The sequence below is a fragment of the Pseudomonas sp. RIT357 genome (assembly GCF_000632245.1).
Classification (GTDB): domain Bacteria; phylum Pseudomonadota; class Gammaproteobacteria; order Pseudomonadales; family Pseudomonadaceae; genus Aquipseudomonas; species Aquipseudomonas sivasensis.
The window spans coordinates 20,800-39,368 of sequence record NZ_JFYX01000008.1 but is presented as its reverse complement, the minus strand read 5'-3'; the positions used below and the strand labels follow the sequence as shown (position 1 = coordinate 39,368).

18 protein-coding genes are annotated in these 18,569 nt (G+C 60.0%); 6 read left to right on the top strand and 12 right to left on the bottom strand.

Annotated elements, in window-relative coordinates:
- Positions 1–10: 10 nt before the first annotated feature.
- Positions 11–1,414 (bottom strand): gluconate:H+ symporter, encoded by a 1,404-nt coding sequence (locus BW43_RS19820; RefSeq protein WP_032885589.1) that lies wholly within the window; start codon positions 1,412–1,414, stop codon positions 11–13.
- Between the two features lie 193 nt (positions 1,415–1,607).
- Between BW43_RS19820 and BW43_RS19825 the strand changes: the two genes are divergently transcribed.
- Positions 1,608–1,988 carry a lysozyme inhibitor LprI family protein gene (locus tag BW43_RS19825; RefSeq protein ID WP_032885588.1) on the top strand — a complete coding sequence of 127 codons (381 nt, stop codon included), beginning with the start codon at positions 1,608–1,610 and terminating at the stop codon, positions 1,986–1,988.
- 84 nt (positions 1,989–2,072) lie between these two features.
- Here BW43_RS19825 and BW43_RS19830 read toward each other — a convergent pair whose 3' ends face one another.
- The 5 genes from BW43_RS19830 to BW43_RS19850 all read right to left on the bottom strand — a co-directional run bounded on the left by BW43_RS19830 (position 2,073) and on the right by BW43_RS19850 (position 7,113).
- Complete coding sequence (locus BW43_RS19830; RefSeq protein ID WP_032885587.1) at positions 2,073–3,518, bottom strand: SulP family inorganic anion transporter; 1,446 nt, start codon at positions 3,516–3,518, stop codon at positions 2,073–2,075.
- A gap of 193 nt (positions 3,519–3,711) precedes the next feature.
- On the bottom strand, positions 3,712–4,605 hold the full coding sequence (locus BW43_RS19835; RefSeq protein ID WP_032885586.1) for an NAD-dependent epimerase/dehydratase family protein: 894 nt from the start codon (positions 4,603–4,605) through the stop codon (positions 3,712–3,714).
- Between the two features lie 103 nt (positions 4,606–4,708).
- On the bottom strand, positions 4,709–5,605 hold the full coding sequence (locus tag BW43_RS19840; protein ID WP_032885585.1) for a LysR family transcriptional regulator: 897 nt from the start codon (positions 5,603–5,605) through the stop codon (positions 4,709–4,711).
- 33 nt (positions 5,606–5,638) lie between these two features.
- Entirely contained in the window at positions 5,639–6,229 is a 591-nt protein-coding gene (locus BW43_RS19845; protein ID WP_032885584.1) for an NAD(P)H-dependent oxidoreductase, read from the bottom strand.
- Positions 6,230–6,348: 119 nt separating this feature from the next.
- Positions 6,349–7,113 carry a sulfite exporter TauE/SafE family protein gene (locus BW43_RS19850; RefSeq protein ID WP_032885583.1) on the bottom strand — a complete coding sequence of 255 codons (765 nt, stop codon included), beginning with the start codon at positions 7,111–7,113 and terminating at the stop codon, positions 6,349–6,351.
- Positions 7,114–7,301: 188 nt separating this feature from the next.
- Here BW43_RS19850 and BW43_RS19855 point away from each other — a divergent pair, with 188 nt between their 5' ends.
- On the top strand, positions 7,302–8,198 hold the full coding sequence (locus BW43_RS19855; RefSeq protein ID WP_032885582.1) for a LysR substrate-binding domain-containing protein: 897 nt from the start codon (positions 7,302–7,304) through the stop codon (positions 8,196–8,198).
- On the opposite strand, the gene BW43_RS19860 is transcribed toward BW43_RS19855, so the two are convergent.
- Both BW43_RS19860 and kynU read right to left on the bottom strand, forming a co-directional pair.
- Positions 8,144–9,550 carry an amino acid permease gene (locus BW43_RS19860; protein WP_032885581.1) on the bottom strand — a complete coding sequence of 469 codons (1,407 nt, stop codon included), beginning with the start codon at positions 9,548–9,550 and terminating at the stop codon, positions 8,144–8,146. The genes BW43_RS19855 and BW43_RS19860 overlap by 55 nt on opposite strands.
- A 215-nt stretch (positions 9,551–9,765) precedes the next feature.
- Positions 9,766–11,016 carry a kynureninase gene (gene kynU / locus BW43_RS19865; protein WP_032885580.1) on the bottom strand — a complete coding sequence of 417 codons (1,251 nt, stop codon included), beginning with the start codon at positions 11,014–11,016 and terminating at the stop codon, positions 9,766–9,768.
- A gap of 144 nt (positions 11,017–11,160) precedes the next feature.
- On the opposite strand from kynU, the gene BW43_RS19870 reads away from it, so the two are divergent.
- Positions 11,161–11,634, top strand: a complete 474-nt coding sequence (locus BW43_RS19870) for an Lrp/AsnC family transcriptional regulator (RefSeq protein ID WP_032885579.1) — start codon at positions 11,161–11,163, stop codon at positions 11,632–11,634.
- A 123-nt stretch (positions 11,635–11,757) separates the two neighbouring features.
- On the opposite strand, the gene catA is transcribed toward BW43_RS19870, so the two are convergent.
- The 3 genes from catA to BW43_RS19885 are packed head-to-tail and all read right to left on the bottom strand — an operon-like array spanning position 11,758 to position 14,159.
- Positions 11,758–12,687 carry a catechol 1,2-dioxygenase gene (gene catA, locus BW43_RS19875; protein ID WP_032885578.1) on the bottom strand — a complete coding sequence of 310 codons (930 nt, stop codon included), beginning with the start codon at positions 12,685–12,687 and terminating at the stop codon, positions 11,758–11,760.
- 41 nt (positions 12,688–12,728) lie between these two features.
- Complete coding sequence (gene catC / locus BW43_RS19880) at positions 12,729–13,019, bottom strand: muconolactone Delta-isomerase (protein WP_032885577.1); 291 nt, start codon at positions 13,017–13,019, stop codon at positions 12,729–12,731.
- 12 nt (positions 13,020–13,031) lie between these two features.
- Entirely contained in the window at positions 13,032–14,159 is a 1,128-nt protein-coding gene (locus BW43_RS19885) for a muconate cycloisomerase family protein (RefSeq protein WP_032885576.1), read from the bottom strand.
- A 114-nt stretch (positions 14,160–14,273) separates the two neighbouring features.
- On the opposite strand from BW43_RS19885, the gene BW43_RS19890 reads away from it, so the two are divergent.
- On the top strand, positions 14,274–15,149 hold the full coding sequence (locus tag BW43_RS19890) for a LysR family transcriptional regulator (RefSeq protein ID WP_032885575.1): 876 nt from the start codon (positions 14,274–14,276) through the stop codon (positions 15,147–15,149).
- 133 nt (positions 15,150–15,282) lie between these two features.
- Here BW43_RS19890 and BW43_RS19895 read toward each other — a convergent pair whose 3' ends face one another.
- Positions 15,283–16,275 carry a helix-turn-helix domain-containing protein gene (locus tag BW43_RS19895; RefSeq protein ID WP_032885652.1) on the bottom strand — a complete coding sequence of 331 codons (993 nt, stop codon included), beginning with the start codon at positions 16,273–16,275 and terminating at the stop codon, positions 15,283–15,285.
- Positions 16,276–16,590: 315 nt separating this feature from the next.
- Here BW43_RS19895 and antA point away from each other — a divergent pair, with 315 nt between their 5' ends.
- On the top strand, positions 16,591–17,982 hold the full coding sequence (gene antA, locus BW43_RS19900) for an anthranilate 1,2-dioxygenase large subunit (protein ID WP_032885574.1): 1,392 nt from the start codon (positions 16,591–16,593) through the stop codon (positions 17,980–17,982).
- Positions 17,982–18,473 carry an anthranilate 1,2-dioxygenase small subunit gene (gene antB / locus BW43_RS19905; protein WP_032885573.1) on the top strand — a complete coding sequence of 164 codons (492 nt, stop codon included), beginning with the start codon at positions 17,982–17,984 and terminating at the stop codon, positions 18,471–18,473. The genes antA and antB overlap by 1 nt, the downstream gene beginning before the upstream one ends.
- The last annotated feature ends 96 nt before the right edge of the window (positions 18,474–18,569 follow it).

Sequence of the window (18,569 nt, the reverse complement as noted above, 5' to 3'; positions counted from 1 at the left end):
GGGCTCCGGGTTACAAAATACAGGACAGACCGTAAGTCAGACCGAAGGCAACCACAGAGATCAGAGTCTCCAATACGGTCCAGGTCTTGAAGGTCTGGATTACCGTCATATTGAAGTATTCCTTGATCAGCCAGAAGCCGCCGTCATTCACATGGGAAAAGATCACCGAGCCCGCACCGGTGGCCAGCACCAGTAATTCAGGGTGTGGATAACCCAACCCCATGGCGACTGGCGCGACCACGCCGGACGCCGTCGTCATGGCCACCGTGGCCGAGCCGGTCGCAATGCGCATCAACGCCGCGAACAGCCAGCCCATCACCAGGGGCGACAGTTGGAACGCATTGGCAAGGCCGAGAATTTCATTGGTCACCCCAGCGTCCACCAGGATGCGATTCAAACCGCCGCCCGCCCCGACCAGCAAGGTGATGCTGGCCGTCGGCGCCAGGCATTCGTTGGTGAACTTGAGGATCGATTCGCGGTTGAAGCCTTGGGCCAGCCCCAAGGTCCAGAAGCTCACCAAGGTCGCCACCAGCAACGCGATGACCGAGTTGCCGATAAACAAGAGGAACTGGTTGAAACCGGTCCCCGGCGTAGAGATTACGTTGGCCCATCCGCCGATCATCATCAGCACCACCGGCAGCAGGATGGTGCCCATGGTCAGGGCAAAACTCGGCAAACGGGTGCGCGGTTCACGCTCGATAAATTGGCGTTCCAGCGGGTTTTCTGCCGGCAGGTGGATGTGCGGCACGATGAACTTGGCGTAGACGGGCCCTGCAATGATCGCCGTGGGGATACCGATCAGAATCGCATACAGCACCGTCTGCCCCACCGACGCGTTATACGCCAGCACGGCCATCATCGCCGCCGGATGCGGCGGCACCAGCGCGTGTACCACCGACAAACCGGCGACCATCGGCAAGCCGACCATCAAAATCGACACGCCTACGCGTCGGGCGACGGTAAAGGCGATGGGCACCAGCAACACAAAACCCACCTCGAAAAACAGCGGCAACCCCACCAGAAAGGCAATGCACACCATCGCCCAATGGGCGTTGCGCTCGCCAAAACGATTGATCAGCGTGCGCGCCACCTGCTCGGCGCCACCGGACTCGGCCATCATCTTGCCGAGCATGGTGCCCAGCGCCACAACGAGCGCGATGTGCCCAAGGGTCTTGCCAACACCCGCCTCGTAGGAGCCCATGATGGTGTCCGCCGGCATCCCGGCCATCAGCGCCAGGCCGATGGATACCAGGGTGATGACGATAAACGGGTTGAGTCGGTAACGTGCAATCAGCACGATCAAAGCAATGATGGCGATGGCAGCGTATGCCAACAGCCCGAAGCCCGGTGATGCGGCCATGCGGTACTCCTCGGAAAGGGTCACGTCGAATTGGTTGTGAAACTCATAAATCATTACCGAGGAGCATTTTCAAATTTTATGAAAGTAAGTTTCGCCCACAGACAAGCGCTGTCGCGTTGGGACATGCCCTACACCTGCGTATGAAAATTGGGGGGCTGTTCTTACATGAAGATCAGAAAAGACCGGAAACTCAGCCCAGCGGGCTGAGTCATAGAATGCACACCCACTGTTGCCAGGAAAATCGAGCATGATTCGCACCACATTCGCCGCTGGCGTCCTGCTTCTCGCCGTATGCGGCACTGCCGCCGCTGCCGACAACCCGGCGCTGAAAAAATGCATGGACGGCGCCAACACCACTGCCGATATGGTCAGCTGCAACGTCAAGGAAACCAAGGTGCAAGACACGCGCCTGAACAAAGCCTACAAGACCGCCATCGCCGCCCTGGAAGGCACGCGCCAGCAGCAACTGCAGGACCTGCAGCGCCTGTGGATCAAATACCGTGACGCCAATTGCGCCTTCGCCGGCTCCGCCACCGGCGGCACCATCGACCAAGTCAACGGTTCCGGCTGCGTGCTGGACATGACCCAGACCCGCGCCCAGGAATTGGAAGACCTAGTCGGGCCGTAATGTTGTGGCGAGAGAGCTTGCTCCCGTTGGGCTGCGCAGCGGTCGCAAATCTTGGTAATGAGCTCCCTCGCCAAAGAGGCTCAATTAGTCGTGATGCACCCGCGCACGCTTGAGCAACTTCTTGCAGCGCTCAGACAAATGCAAGACCCGCAGATGCTTGCCGGCCTTGGTATAACGCTCGCGCAAGGTCATCAGCGCGGCAATCGCTGAGTAGTCGACAAAGCTCAGGTGACGACAATCCAGCGTCACCTGATCCGGGTCATTGGACGGGTCGAACTGGTTTAAAAACGGCGTGGTCGAGGCAAAGAACAACGTGCCGTGCAGGCGATAGAGCTTGCTACCGTCGGCTTCCAGGTGCTCATCCGCGTACAACTCGCGGGCCTGTTGCCAGGCGAAGTTGAGCGCGGCGATCACGATACCGCACAGCACGGCAGTGGCCAGGTCGGTAAATACCGTGATCACCGTCACCGCTATAATCACCAGCACATCATTGAGCGGCACTTTGTTGATCACCCGCAGCGACGCCCAGGCGAAGGTCTGCTGGGACACCACGAACATCACCCCCACCAGCGCCGCCAGCGGGATCCGCTCAATCAGCGGTGACAGAAACAGAATGAACAACAGAATCATCACCCCGGCAAACACCCCGGAGAAGCGCCCACGTCCGCCGGAGCTTAGGTTGATCACGGTTTGCCCGATCATCGCGCAACCGCCCATGCCGCCGAAGAGGCCCGAGACCATATTCGCCGCACCCAACGCCACGCTTTCGCGATCAGGATAGCCGCGGGTTTCGGTGATTTCGTCGGTAAGGTTCAGGGTCAGCAGGGTTTCCAGCAGGCCGACCATGGCCATCAGGAAAGCGTAGGGCGCGATGATGCCGAGGGTTTCCAGGGTCCAGGGGATCTGCGGCAACGCGAAGGTCGGCAGGCCACCGGCGATGTGGGCCATGTCGCCGAGGGTGCGGGTTGGCAGACCGAGCAGGTACACCGCCAGGCCCACGCCGAGGATCGCCACCAAGGCCGGCGGTACCGCGCGGGTGAGGCGCGGCAGCAGGTAGACAATGGCCATGGTCGCCGCCACCAGCCCGGTCATCACATACAACGGCGTGCCGCTGAGCCAGGTTTCACCACTCTTGAAATGCTCCAACTGCGCCAGGGCAATGATGATCGCCAGGCCGTTGACGAACCCGAGCATCACCGAATGCGGCACCATGCGCACCAGCTTGCCCAGGCGCAGCAGGCCGAAAGCGACCATGATCAACCCGCCCAGCAGCACCGTTGCCAGCAAATATTCCACGCCGTGCTGCACCACCAACGCGACGATCACCACCGCCATCGAGCCCGCCGCGCCGGAGACCATACCGGGCCGACCGCCGAACAAGGCCGTCAGGGTGCAGATGATAAAGGCGCCGTATAGGCCCATCAGCGGATTAAGGTGAGCCACCAGAGCAAAGGCGATGCATTCGGGCAGCAGCGCGAAAGACGTGGTGAGGCCGGCCAGGGCATCGGCGCGCAGACGGGTGAGGTTCATGAGGTACCAGGGAGTTGCGGGGGATAAGGCGGGGAATGGTACGGAAATGAGCGGGGTGGGGCTAGTCTGGAAGACCGAGTGGTCGCCATCGGGGGCAAGCCCCCTCCCACACTTGGCCGTGTTCCAGTTTTGGAACGCATTCTAATGTGGGAGGTGGCTTGCTCCCGATGGCCGACTCGGTCTCAAGCGAACATCACACCATTTCGTGACGAATCCACTCAACCACCGACGTGCGCTTCGGTGCCCAGCCCAGCAGTTCGCGGGCATGCTTGCCGCGCACCCGGCTGTTCGAACCCAGGCCGTAGTTGGCCATTTCATAACCCCACTCGGCTTCAGCCTCGGCCAATGGCCAGTCCTGCGGCTTGCCCAGCTTCAGCGCGTCAGCGATGGCCGTGGTCATGTCGACAAACGCCGCTTCGCTGCTTTCCACAAAGTAGAACGTGCCCGGTACGTTCTTCGTCAGCGCCAGCAGGTACAACGCAACCACGTCTTCGATGTGCACGTTGGACCAGATGTTCTGCCCTGTGCCCACATGGCGCACCACCCCACTCTTGCGTGCCTGCTTGAGCAAGCGCGGCAATTGCACGCTATCACGCTGTACGCCCAGGCTGTGGCCGTAGATCAGGGTGTTGCAGATCACCGCCGAATTCACGCCGTCCTGGGCAGCAGCCAGGATCAGGTTGTCGATGGCCACACGCGCGGCCTTGTCGACGGTCGGCTCCGGCAGGTTGTCTTCGAAATAGATCACGTCGCTGGCCTTACCGCCCGATGCATCGCCCACGATGCTCGAACCGCTGGTGTGCAGGAACGGCTTGTTTGATCCCTGCAAGGCGGTCAACAGCGTTTCTACCGCAGCACGATGGTCGCTGCTGGCGGCGTTGATCACCGCATCGGCCTTGTGCGCTTGCTCGGTAAGCACGGCAGCGTCATCGAGGCTGCCGATCACCGGAGCGATGCCCAGGGCCGTCAGCTCAGCCGCTTGCTCAGCGCTGCGTACCAGGCCGGTGACGTGATGGCCGGCCTTGACCAGGCCGGTGGCAATCGAACCGCCGATAAAACCTGCGGCGCCGGTAACGAATACGTTCATGGAGGTTTCTCCTGACTGGGTAAGTGATAGGCCCAGTATCCCGGCTCCACCCTTACCAAATAAGCCCCTGACGCCCAATTCAATCTTGCGTGGCAGTCACGAATCAGCAGGCATACCGCGCCAGTTTGGCCTGGATAAAGTCCAGGAAGCACTGGATGCGCAACGCCAACTGCGAGTTACGGTAGAAGACCGCGTGGATCGGCTGGCGATAACCGCTGTTGAAGGCTTCCAGCACCGGCACCAGGCGGCCGGCATCGATGTCGGCGCTGGTCATGAAGTTCGACAGGCAACAAATACCCTGCCCTTCCAGCGCCAACTGGCGCAGGGTTTCGCCGCTGGAGGCAGCGATGCTCGGCTGAATCAGCCAGCGGTCACCCTCCACATGGCGCAGCGGCCAGTGGTTGAGGGTTTCGGTCTGACTGAAGCCGAGCAACGTGTGGTCAGCCAACTCGGCCACCGTGGTGGGCGCGCCGTATTGCTTAAGGTATTCAGGGCTGACCAGGATATGCAGCGGCGTACAACCGAGGGAACGCGCATGCAAGGTCGAGTCGGCCAGGGCGCCGATGCGAATGGCGATGTCGGTGCTCTGTTCCAGCAGGTCGATGATCAAGTCATCGCTGTTCAACTCCAACTGGATCTGCGGGTACAAGCTGCGAAACTCGGCAATGTACGGCACGATCCCATGCAGCATGAACGGCACGGCCGCGTTGATACGCAGCCGCCCGGCAGGGTTCTTCTGACGTGACGACAGGCGCTCTTCCAGCTCATCCATCTGCGCCAGGATCAGCTTGGCCTGTTCGAAGAAATACTTGCCCTCTTCGGTCAGGTCCATGCGTCGCGTGGTGCGGTTGATCAGCGTGGTGTCGAGCTTGGCTTCCAGGCGCGACAAGGTACGGCTGACCGCCGACGGCGTCTGCCCGACCTGCTCCGCCGCTGCGGAAATCGAGCCGCACTCGATGACGCTGACGAAGATCTGTAGCTCATCGGATCGGGCTTTCACGGACGGTCCTCGTTATCGGTTCAGTGCAGCTTATTACACCGAGAGCTTGAACACCTGCGCCAGATGCTGCTCATAGCGCGCCACGTCTGCCTCGATGGCTGGGCGTTTCATCACGTCCACGCACAGGAACGTGGGCAGGCCGGTCATGCCGAGGAATTCGTGGGCCTTGTGGAATGGGAAGTACACCGCGTCCACGCCCTTGGCTTCGAAGAAATCGCTCGGGTCGTCGAAGGCTTGCTGCGGTGCGTTCCAGGTCAGGGACAGCATGTACTGCTTGCCCTGGATCAGGCCGCCACTGCCGTATTTCTGCGAGGCATCGGAACGGGTGCGACCGTCGCTGGCGTACAGGCTGCCATGGCCTTCGGTGAAGACTTCGTCGATGTACTTCTTGACGATCCACGGCGCCCCCATCCACCAACCGGGCATCTGGTAGATGATCACGTCGGCCCAGAGGAACTTGGCCACCTCTTCGGCCACGTCGTAGCCTTCGTCGATATGGGTGACTTTAACGTCGATACCGCCTCGATCCAGCACAGCCAGGGCGGTTTCATGCAAGGTGGTGTTGTAGCGGCCATCGGAGTGGGCGAATTTTTTGCCGCCGTTGAGCAGGAGTACTTTTTTCATGGGAGGGGATCCAGAAGGTTGAAAATGTCTGGACGCAGACTATCGGCCCCGACCCTTCGGAATAAGCCGTCACCCGGCAAAATACCTTTGATCAAAAAGCACGAATGCCCATGAGATTGTTAACCACTGATCAGTAGATGACCGCCCAACAGGGCCATGCCGATGAAAAATACCCGCTTGAATAACACCGCACTGATGCGCTGGCGCAGCGCTTGGCCCAGCCACATGCCCAGCAGCGCCGGCACCAGCGCGAGCAGCGAGGCACTCACTTCACCGCCACCCAAGGTGCCACGCCAAGCCAATCCCGCCGCCAGCGCCAGCGTCGACACGGTGAACGACAGGCCGAGGGCTTGTACCAACTGATCGCGACTCAGGCCCAAGGCTTGCAAATACGGCACCGCAGGAATCACAAACACGCCAGTGGCCGAGGTGATCAAGCCGGTGATCAGCCCACACAACGGGCCCAACCAGCGTTCGGTCTGCGGCTTGACCTTGAAGGTGGGCAAAAACAACCCGCTCAACGCATACACCAGCAACGCCGCGCCCAGCGCGCGCACCACCCAGTGCCGACCTTCCATGCCAAGCCACACCGTACCCAGCCCGGTGCCGAGGAAAATCAGCACGAGCATCGGCCAAAGGCGTTTGAGCAAGCCACTCAGGTGCCCGCCGAATGCCAGTTGCCAAAGGTTGGTGACCGTTGAAGGAATGATCAGCAACGCCGCAGCCTGCGCCGGCAACATAGCCAAGCCGAGCATGCCCATGGCGACTGTCGGTAAGCCGAGGCCGATTACTCCTTTGACGGTGCCCGCCAGCAGGAACGTGCCAATCACCAGCAAAGTAACGGCGGGACCGAGGTTTTGGTAGAACGCAAGGAAGGTAATCATGGGCAGAGTGTGCAACTTTTCGATGCGTTCTGAAATTCGCCATATACTGAGGCAGCCTCTTGTTTAGCAAGAGCCTTGGAGCCTCATCGGGGGCAAGTCCCCTCCCACTTAGACTGTGTTCACCCATCCAAATGTGGGAGGGAGCTTGCCCCCGATGCGGCCAGTAGAGCCATCCGAGAACCCTACCCATGCACGTTGACCTGATCGATCTGCGCCTCTACCTGCATACCCTGGACACCGGCAACATCACCGCCGGCGCCAGCCGCAGCCATTTATCCCTGGCAGCCGCGAGCGCACGCATCCGCGCTATGGAAGCATCGCTGGGCATCGAATTGCTTGAGCGGGGCCGTCGGGGTGTTACGCCGACACCTGCAGGTAAAGCCCTCGCGCGCCACGCTCGCCTGCTGCTGCAACAGGCCGACCATCTGCAACAGGACCTCGCCGAATACGCCAACGGCATCAAAGGCCAAGTGCGCCTGCTGTGCAACACCACTGCGCTCAGCGAATACCTGCCGGAACTGCTCGCGGACTTTCTACGCGAACACCCCAACCTCGATATCGACCTGCAGGAGTTGCCCAGCCTGCGCATCATCCAGGCCCTGCGTCAGGGCACGGCCGACCTGGGGATCATCTCCGATGCAGTAGACACCCACGGTTTGCAGACCCTGCCCTTTCGCGATGACCCGCTGGTGCTGATCATGCCCCTGGATCATCCCCTGGCAGCGAGCCCGGTGAGTTTTATCGACAGCCTGCAACACGATTACGTCGGCCTCGCGGCCCACAGCGCACTGTCGGTGTACCTGGAAGAACAAGCGCTGCACGCAGGGTTCCGCTTACAGACGCGCATCCGCGCCGAGGGCTTTGATGGGGTGATTCGGATGGTCGCAAGAGGTGCTGGCCTGGGCATCGTGCCCCAGGCCGCGTTGGATCGCTGGCCCTTGGCGCGCCACTTCAAGGCCCAGCCTCTGGGAGAAGACTGGGCCCGCCGACAGCTGTTGCTTTGCGCACGTTCGTTCGAGCAACTGCCGGGTTACGCCAAAGCCTTGTTCAACGCCTTGGCCCTGCCCTTGCGGAAGAACCCGTAATACACCGCCGACAGAATCAACAGGAACGGCACGCCAAACACCAACGTCATCTTGAACGCCTCGGTGAAATACGTGGTGATCATCACCGCGCCCATCAGCACCAGACCCAGCAATGTGCTGTAGGGAAACAGTCGCAGTTGGAATGACAACTTCGCCCCGCCGTGACGCTTGCGATAGCGACGGAAAAACAGGTGCGTGAGGAAGATCATGAACCAGGTGAAGATCGCGCCAAACATCGAGATCGCCATCATCAGGGTGAACGAGCTTTCCGGGTACACCACATTCAACAAGGTCGCCAGGGCAATGCCCGAACTGGACAGCAGCAGTGCATTCAGCGGAATGCCGCTTTTGCTCAACGCGCCCATGGACTTGGGTGCGAAGCCCGCGCGGGACAGGCTGAACATCATGCGTGTAGTGATGTAGAGCTGGCTGTTCATCGCTGACAATGCGGCGATCAGGATCACGAAATTCATCACCCCGGTGGCACCGGGAATGCCGATGGTCTGCATCACTGTGACGAACGGGCTTTGAGTCTGCCCGGCCTGATTCCACGGCACGATGGCCAGCATCAGCGCCAGGGTCAGCAGGTAAAACACCACCAGGCGCACGATGGTCGCGCGAAAGGCCTTCTTCACCGCCTGCTCCGGGTCGGCGGCTTCACCGGCAGCCACAGCGATCATCTCGACGCTCAGGTAACTGAAGATCGACACAATCACGGCAATCCACATGCCGCTCAAGCCATGGGGGAAAAAACCGCCGTGTGCGGTGTAATTCTGCACGCCATACTCCGGGTTGCCGGAGCCGAACACCACATACACGGCCAGGATGATGAAGCCGACGATGGCGCTGATCTTGATGGTGGAGAACCAGTATTCAAAGTTGCCAAACGTCTTCACGCTGATCGCATTAAGCAGGATCAGCACACTGGAAAACGACACAATCCACACCCACTCCGGCACGTTGGCGAACCAGTACTTCATGTACATCGCCACCGCCGTGACCTCGGCGCCCACCGCCAGCACAATCGCCGCCCAATAGGCATAACGCACCAGAAACCCAGCCAGCGGGCTGATGTAGAACTCGGCATAGGCGCCGAAGGAACCCGAGGTGGAGTGCGCAACGGTCATCTCCGCCAGGCAGCCCATCAACAGCAAGGTGATCAGTGCACCAATGGCGTAGCTCACCAGCACGCTCGGCCCGGCATAACCGATGGCATAGGCGCTGCCCATGAACAACCCGGTGCCGATGGCGCCACCGATGGCGATCATGCTCATCTGGCCGGAAGTAAGCTGGCGCCGAAGGCCCAGTTCGCGTTGGGTGATCTCGGCAAAGCCGGTGTCTGGCGTAGTCACGTGGGGTGCCCCTTTATTATTGTGGTTGCACTATTTGTCTGTTGCCGCAAATCCCCTGTGGGAGGGGGCTTGCTCCCTATGGAGGTGTATCAGCTTGCCAATCCGGCGACTGACACACTGCCATCGGGAGCAAGCCCCCTCCCACATGAGGTCTTTGGTGTTTATCCATTGTGTATCTGATGCAAGCCCTCTCCCATAATGTTGTCTGCGTTTAATCAGGTGACGCTGTGGCGGACTTTGAATTGCGGCTGGTCCCAGGTGTTCTCGTCGAGAATCTCACCGAGGATTTCCACAGCGTCCCAGACCTCAGTAAAGCTCGTGTACAGCGGCGTAAACCCAAACCGCATAATCCGCGGCTCGCGGTAATCGCCGATCACGCCACGGGCAATCAGAGCCTGAATCACTGCATAACCTTCGGGGTGCTCAAAACTCACATGGCTACCGCGCCGGGCATGCTCACGCGGGGTGATCAACACCAGGCCATGAGCCGCGCAACGGGCTTCAACCAACTCGATAAACAGATCCGTCAACGCCAGGGATTTAGTGCGCAGGCTGGCCATATCAGTCTGCTCAAAAATCGCCAGCCCACACTCCACCATCGCCAGCGAGGTGATCGGTTGGGTGCCGCACAAGTAGCGGGCAATACCGGCGCTCGGCGCATAGTTGGCTTCCATGGCGAACTGCCGGGTATGCCCGAACCAGCCCGAAAGCGGCTGGCGTACGAGGTCGACCAACGCCGGATTGACCCACACAAACGCCTGGGAGCCCGGGCCGCCGTTGAGGTATTTATAAGTGCAGCCAATCGCGTAATCGGCCCCGGCGTTATGCAGATCGATGGGCACCGCGCCCGCCGAGTGCGCCAAATCCCAGATACTCAGCGCGCCACATTCATGGCTCAAGGCAGTAAGCGCCTGCATGTCGTACATGTAGCCGGTCTTGTAGTTGACGTGGGTGAGCAGCACCACCGCCACGTCGGCGTCGATGGCCTGGGGCAGTTCGTCCGGGCTGTTCACCAGACGCAGGGAGTAACCCTGTTGCAGCAATTCAGCCAAGCCTTCGGCGATGTACAGGTCGGTGGGAAAGTTGCTTGCTTCGCTGACGATTACCTTGCGCTCTGCTGCGCGTTGGCGCTGCACCGTCAGTGCAGCGCTGAGCACTTTGAACAGGTTAATGGAGGTGGTATCGGTGATCACCACTTCGCCGTCCCGCGCACCGATCAGCGGCGCAAGGCGATTGCCCAGGCGCTGGGACAAGTCTGCCCAACCGGCGCTGTTCCAACTGCGGATCAAGCCATTGCCCCACTCCTCGGCAATCACCTGTTGCGCCCGCGCCAGCGATGCCACCGGACGCGCGCCAAGGGAGTTACCGTCGAGGTAGATCACACCCTCCGGCAAGGAAAATTGATTGCGCAACGGCGCCAGCGGGTCCTGGGCGTCGAGAGTTTGGCAATGGCTTCGGGTGGTCATGGAGAGTCCTGGTTTTTATAGGTGGGAATGAACCAAATAATGAACGAAGCTTTAGAGAATTTTCGTGCAAAGTGGTGGGTAACAGGCTAATTAAGCAGTAGGAAATTCGAATTTAACCCCTAAACACGCGGATTTATTCAAACCATGATTCTTGACGCCACCGACCTGCGCCTCCTGCATTTCCTGCAACAGGATGGCCGTATCAGCAACCAGGAACTGGCGGAAAAAGTCGCACTGTCGCCCTCCGCCTGCCTGCGCCGTTTGCGTCTGCTGGAGAGTGAAGGAATCATCAGCGGCTACCGCGCGGTGCTGAATGCCGAACAATTGGGGATCGAGCTGGAAGCCATCGTCCACCTGTCGTTGCGCCAGGATGTGGAGGATTGGCATGAGACGTTTATCAAGAAGGTGCAAGGCTGGCCGGAAGTGGCCAGCGCCTATGTGATCACCGGCGCCAGCAACTATGTGCTGCGGGTGCAGGCGCGCAACCTCAAGCACTTTTCGGACTTTATCGTGAACCACCTGAACCGCACGGCGGGGGTGATGGATATACGCTCGGAAATCGTGCTGCAGAAGATCAAGGATAAGGATGAGGTGCTTGATCTCGTCGTACGCAAATAGTCAGCCACGCCTCAGTTCAAATGTGGGAGGGGGCTTGCCCCCGATGGCGGTGTGTCAGTCACTTAAATGTTGACTGATCCGCCGCTATCGGGAGCAAGCCCCCTCCCACATTTTTGACCGAATTTAGTCTTCGAGGGCGCGGACTCGCTGCATGCGTTTCTGTTCTACCGGCGCATCAGCCGTCTGCAACTCAAAATCAAAATCAATCTGTGCAAACCGCCCTTCCACCCCAAACTCCCGCGCCAGTTGCTGATCGTCGCTGAAGCGAATCTCGGCAATTAATTCATCCCGCGTCGCGTAGGCAAAGTCATCGTGCAGGTACGGGTCATCCGACAGGTTGATCTGTGTCGTCAGGTGTCGATGCCCCGGCGCCGAGATGAAGAAGTGGATATGTGCCGGCCGCTGCCCGTGGCGCCCCAACTGATCGAGCAGTTGCTGGGTCGGCCCAGTCGGCGGGCAGCCGTAGCCCGACGGCACGATGCTGCGAAAACGGTAGTTACCCTGGGCGTCGGTCTCTATGCGTCGGCGCAGGTTAAATTCCGACTGGGTGTTATCGAACCAGGAATAAGTGCCGCCCGTGTTGGCCTGCCACACATCCACAATCGCCCCAGCCAACGGTTTACCGTTGGTGTCGCGCACTTGTCCGCGCATGAACAGCGGCACTGCGGCATCCTTCCCGTCATCCAGCCGCGCTTCGTACTTGGACAGCGGCGCACCGGCCACGTACAGCGGGCCTTCGATGGTGCGTGGCGTGCCGGCGGATTTGCCGGCTTCTTCATCGGCGGCGTCCATCAACATGTCCAGGTAGTGCTCCAGGCCCAACCCGGCGGCAAGCAGTCCGGCTTCCTGGTTTTTGCCCAGTTCGTTTAGGTAGTTGACCGCCTTCCAGAACTCTTCCGGCGTCACGTCCAGGTCTTCGATGATGTTCACGGTGTCGCGCAAAATCCGGTAGATCAGCGCTTTGGTGCGCGGGTTACCGCCGTCATTAAGGTTGCCGCTGGCTTCTTCGAGAAACTGTTGGGCGTGGGCAGTCTGGGACAGTCGGATGGACATGGTGCGATCCTCATCTTGTAATTGTTAGGTGTAGAACAGGCTTAACGGTCGTCCTCATGGATCGACGAAGGGTGCCGGCACAGGGCGTTCACTTCGATGGCCATGTAGGGATAAAGCGGCAGTTGCATCAGCAGGTCGTGCAGCTCTTGCACGCTGTCGACATCGAACACGCTGTAGTTGGCGTAAAGCCCGGCGATGCGCCACAGGTGGCGCCATTTGCCTTGCTCTTGTAAACGTCGAGCCAGGGCTTTTTCGTCGGCCTTGAGGCGGGCGGCGCGCTCAGGGTTCATGTCGACGGGCAGATTCACGGTCATTTTTACGTGGAACAACATGGCAAGCGCCTCTTAGTGTTTGTCACGACGGAAGAACGCCAGACGCTCTTCATCGATGGCCAGGCCCAGGCCCGGCGCAGTGGAGACATGCAACTGAAAATCGCGGTACACCGGCGGTTCGGTAAGAATGTCTTCGGTGAGCAGCAGCGGACCGAACAGTTCGGTGTCCCACGCCAGCTTGTTCAAGGTCAGGAACGCATGGGCCGAGGCCAGGGTGCCGATGCCGCCTTCGAGCATGGTGCCACCGTACAGGCCGATACCCGCCGCTTCAGCAATCGCGGCCGTGCGCAAAACCGCACGCGGGCCGCCGTTCTTGGCGATCTTCAGGGCGAACACTGACGCCGCACCTTCACGGGCGAGGTTGAAGGCATCCTCGACACATTCGATGGATTCATCCGCCATGATCGGCGCCGGGCTCGACAGGTTCAGCCGGGCCATCCCGCCACGGTTATTGCGCGAGATCGGTTGTTCGATCAGGTCGATGCCGTTGTCGCCAAGCACCTTGCACGCGCGCAGGGCGACGGCTTCATCCCAGGCCTGATTGACGTCGACACGCACACTGGCGCGCTCGCCCAAGGCCTTTTTGATCGCGATCACATGAGCGAGGTCGCGACCGACTTCACCGGCGCCGATCTTGAGTTTGAAGATGCGGTGGCGGCGCAGGTCGAGCATCTTTTCGGCTTCGGCGATGTCTTGTTCGGTGTTGCCGCTGGCCAAGGTCCAGGCCACCGGCAACGCGTCACGTACACGGCCGCCGAGCAGCTCGCTCACCGGCAGGTTCAGGCGCTTGCCCAATGCATCGAGCAACGCGCTTTCAATGCCGGACTTGGCAAAGGTATTGCCGCGAATACTGCGCTCCAGGCGCAACATGGCGGCGTTGATGTTGCTGGCGTCCTGGCCGATCAGCAGCGGCGCGAAGTGGCGGTCGATATTGATTTTGATGCTGTCGGGACTCTCGTTGCCGTAGCTCAGACCGCCGATGGTGGTGGACTCACCGATGCCTTCGATGCCGTCGGCGCAACGCACGCGGATGATCACCAGGGTCTGGTTCTGCATCGTGTGCATTGCCAGCTTGTGCGGGCGAATGGTGGGGAGGTCGACGATAATGGTCTCGATCGACTCAATGGCGCAAATCGGCATGGCAATACCCGCTGGGTTCTTTATAGGTCTGCGCTGATTCTGTTCCCGCTCTTTGCGTGGAGCCAATATAGAATTAGTCTCGAACAATACTCTCAAGGTATGAAAGGAGCCGTCATGGAACTGCGTCATCTGCGCTACTTCCAGGTGCTGGGCGAAACCCTCAACTTCACCCGGGCCGCCGAACGCCTGCACATCGCCCAACCACCGTTGAGCCGGCAGATCCAGCAACTGGAGGATGAGCTGGGGGTGATTCTGCTGGAACGCGGCCGCCCGCTGCGACTGACCGAAGCCGGGCGGTTTTTCTATGAACACGCCAATGTGCTGCTCGAACAGTTGAACAAGGTCTGCGACAGCACCCGGCGCATCGGCCAGGGCGAAAAGACCTGGCTGGGCATCGGCTTTGCGCCGTCGACTTTGTATGGCGTACTGCCCGAGCTGATCCGGCGGCTGCGCAGCCATGACGCGCTGGAGCTGGAATTGGGTTTGTCCGAGATGACCACTTTGCAGCAGGTCCAAGCGCTCAAGGCCGGGCGCATTGATGTCGGCTTCGGGCGTATCCGCATCGACGACCCAGCCATTGACCAGCGTGTACTGGTGGAGGATCGACTGGTGGCGGTACTGCCTGCCGGCCACCCGCTGCTGGCGGCGCCGGCCACCCTCGCCCAATTGGCCGCCGAGCCGTTTGTGCTGTACCCCGGCAACCCACGCCCCAGTTATGCCGACCATGTGATCGCGCTGTTCGATACCCACGGTTTAAGCCTCAAGGTGGCGCAGTGGACTAACGAGCTGCAGACCGCGATTGGCCTGGTCGGCGCTGGCATGGGCGTGACGCTGGTGCCTGCGTCGGTGCAGGTGCTGCATCGGGCGGATATCGGTTACACGCCGATTGTGGAAACCACCGCGACCTCGCCGATTATTCTCAGCCGAAGGGTGAATGATCAGTCGCCGGGGCTTAGTCATTGCCTGCAGTTGGTTGAAGAACTGATCTGAAATTCTCTAAACACTGCGATCTCCCTGTGGTAGGGGGCTTGCCCCCGATTGCGGTGTGCCAGTTGACGAATGGGCTGACTGATCCACCGTTATCGGGGGCAAGCCCCCTCCCACATTTTGCTCTTCATCAGGCTCAAGTACTGCGCAGGCGATTGCGCTGCAGCGTCTGGCTGGGCGACTCATCAAACAGCTTGCGATACTCCGCCGAAAACCGTCCCAAGTGAGTAAAGCCCCAGCCCAAGGCAATCTCGGAGATGGTACGAATTGAACCGTGCTCAAGGATTTCCTGGCGCACCGCGCCCAGTCGGTACTTCTTCAGGTAGGCCATCGGCGACAGGGCAAAGTACTTTCGGAAAGCGTCGAACAGCTTGAAGCGCGACACGCCTGCTGCGGCTTCCAGGTCTTCCAGGTGCAGCGCTTCGCGGGCGTTGTCGTGAATGTATTGGCGCGCGCGGATCAAGTAATGCGGCAGTTTCACGCCCAGTACGTCGCGCAGTTCTTCGGAGTAATTATTGGGCTGGGCCAGGATCAACCCCTTGATCAGCGAGCTTTCCAAATCCCGGGTAAACGCGGCCTGTTCATACAACTCGCTGCTGCGCTCCAGTTCGGCAATGAAGTAACGCGCCATGCGCCACCACGAGGCCGGGGCGCCATCCACCGCATCCATCACCGACTCAAAGCGCAGCGGTGCGTCGATGGGCCGTTGCAACAAACCTTCCAGTGACTCACTCATCGCTGCCCGCGTAATCACCACTTGCAGCTTGCGACAGTCCCCGGAAATCGCCAGCACCTGGTGCTCGTTGGGCGAGATGATCACGCCTTGGTCGCGGTTGGAACTCAGGCGCTCACCGTTCTTGCTCAACTCCTGCTCACCCACCAACGGCAGGCTGAGGCTGTAGCTGCTGAAGTGCTCGGCATCCTCGATATCGATGGTCACGTCGGTGCCGTATTCGATCACGCCCAAGGTGGTCGCGCGGGACTTGAACACATTGGCGCTGTGGTGAAAACGCAGGCGCTCCGGGGTCGTCGTCGCCAGGCGGTGCGGCCCGCAGATGCCGGACATCCAGCTGCGGGCGCCTTCGAGGTCGAAGCGTTGGATATGGATATCGCGTGTCTGGCTGCTCATCAGGGTGCACCCACGGCGGTTAGGCATTTGCGCGCTCTGACGGCGCGTCGTTATCGTTGTTGGACAGCAAGTTCTGCGCCACGCCGGTGGTAGCGCCACTGGGTGGATAGCAAGGGCCGACTATGTGGATAAGTCACCGGTTTTCATGCCCCTCGCGCCCTATGACAGTAGCGCATGACGTTACCTCGCCGCACCGTATTGGGTACTCCGCGCCCAACTTTGCGGCCCATCTTCCCCCATTAAGCGGATAGCCCACGCCCTGCCCCGCTGCCTCTAATAAACCACCGATTAGCCCCTATCAAAAAGGTGCCTCCCATGAGTGGTGCAAGAAGCGTCGAGCAGTGGAAAAGTTTTATCGAAAGCTGCCTGGATTTTCGTCCGGCAGACGAAGTGTTCCGCATCGCCCGGGACATGTTCACCGAGCCGCAACTGTTCGACCTGGAGATGGAACTGATCTTCGAAAAGAACTGGATCTACGCCTGCCACGAAAGCGAACTGGCCCATAACCATGACTTCGTGACCATGCGCGCCGGGCGCCAGCCGATGATTATCACCCGCGATGGCGAAGGCCAGCTCAATGCGCTGATCAACGCCTGCCAGCATCGCGGCACCACCCTCACCCGCGTCGGCAAGGGCAACCAGTCCACCTTTACCTGCCCGTTTCACGCCTGGTGTTACAAGAGCGATGGCCGGTTGGTGAAGGTCAAGGCGCCGGGGGAATACCCGGAAGGTTTCGACAAAGCCACCCGAGGCCTTAAAAAAGCGCGAATCGAAAGCTACAAAGGTTTTGTGTTTATCAGTCTGGACGTGAACGGCACGGACAGCCTGGAAGACTTCCTCGGCGATGCCAAAGTGTTCTTCGACATGATGGTCGCGCAATCCGCCACCGGTGAGCTGGAAGTGCTGCCGGGTAAATCCGCCTACACCTACGACGGCAACTGGAAGCTGCAGAACGAAAACGGTCTGGACGGTTATCACGTGAGCACCGTGCACTACAACTACGTGGCCACGGTGCAGCATCGCCAACAGGTGAATACCGAGAACGGCACCGGTTCCGGCACCACACTGGACTACAGCAAACTCGGTGCAGGCGACGCGAATACCGATGACGGTTGGTTCGCCTTCAACAACGGCCACAGCCTGTTGTTCAGCGACATGCCCAACCCGACCGTGCGTTCCGGCTACGCCACCATCATGCCGCGCCTGGTGGAAGAACACGGCCAGCAAAAAGCCGAATGGATGATGCACCGCCTGCGCAATCTGAACATCTATCCGAGCCTGTTCTTCCTCGATCAGATCAGCTCGCAACTGCGCATCATCCGCCCGGTGGCGTGGAACAAGACCGAGATCATCAGCCAATGCCTGGGGGTGAAAAACGAGTCCGACGCTGACCGCGAAAACCGCATTCGCCAATTCGAGGATTTCTTCAACGTATCGGGCATGGGCACGCCGGACGACCTGGTGGAATTTCGTGAAGCCCAGCGTGGTTTCCAAGGCCGCCTGGAGCGCTGGAGCGATATCTCCCGTGGCAGCCATCGCTGGGAGACCGGCCCGACACCGAACAGTGAAGCCATCGGCATCCAACCGGCCATGACCGGCACTGAATTCACCCACGAAGGGCTGTACGTCAACCAGCACCGCAACTGGCAGCAGTTCCTGCTCAACGGCCTTGATCGACAAGCGCTGACACTGCGGGAGGTGCAATGATGAATGCCCAACTGCAATACAGGATCGAGCAGTTTTTCTACCGAAAATCCGAACTCTGCGACGCCCAAGACTGGGACGCCTATGTGCAGCTGTTCGACCCGCAGAGCGAGTTCCATCTGCCGCAATGGGACTCGGAGCATGTGTACACCCGCGATCCCAAACGCGAGATGTCGTTGATCTACTACGCCAACCGCTCAGGCTTGGAAGACCGAGTCTTTCGCCTGCGCACCGGCAAGGCAGCCTCGGCCACGCCAATGCCGCGCACCTTGCACCTGATCAATAACGTGCGCATCGCAGAACAGGCGGATGGGTCGCTGGAAGTGAAGCTGAACTGGCACACGCTGTTCTATCGGCTGGCGACTTCGGAGCAGTTTTACGGACAGGCCACTTACCGCCTCAAACCTGAGGGAGACAGTTGGCTGATCACTCGCAAGCATGCGCTGCTGCTCAACGACACCATCAACTCGGTGCTGGATTTCTATCACCTCTAAAGCACCCTTGTTGTGGTGGTGAGCGGGCTTTTTGTGGTGAGCGGGCTTGCCCCGCGCAGCGGCCCCTGGTGCAAGCACTGCGGTTTGGCGGGAAAA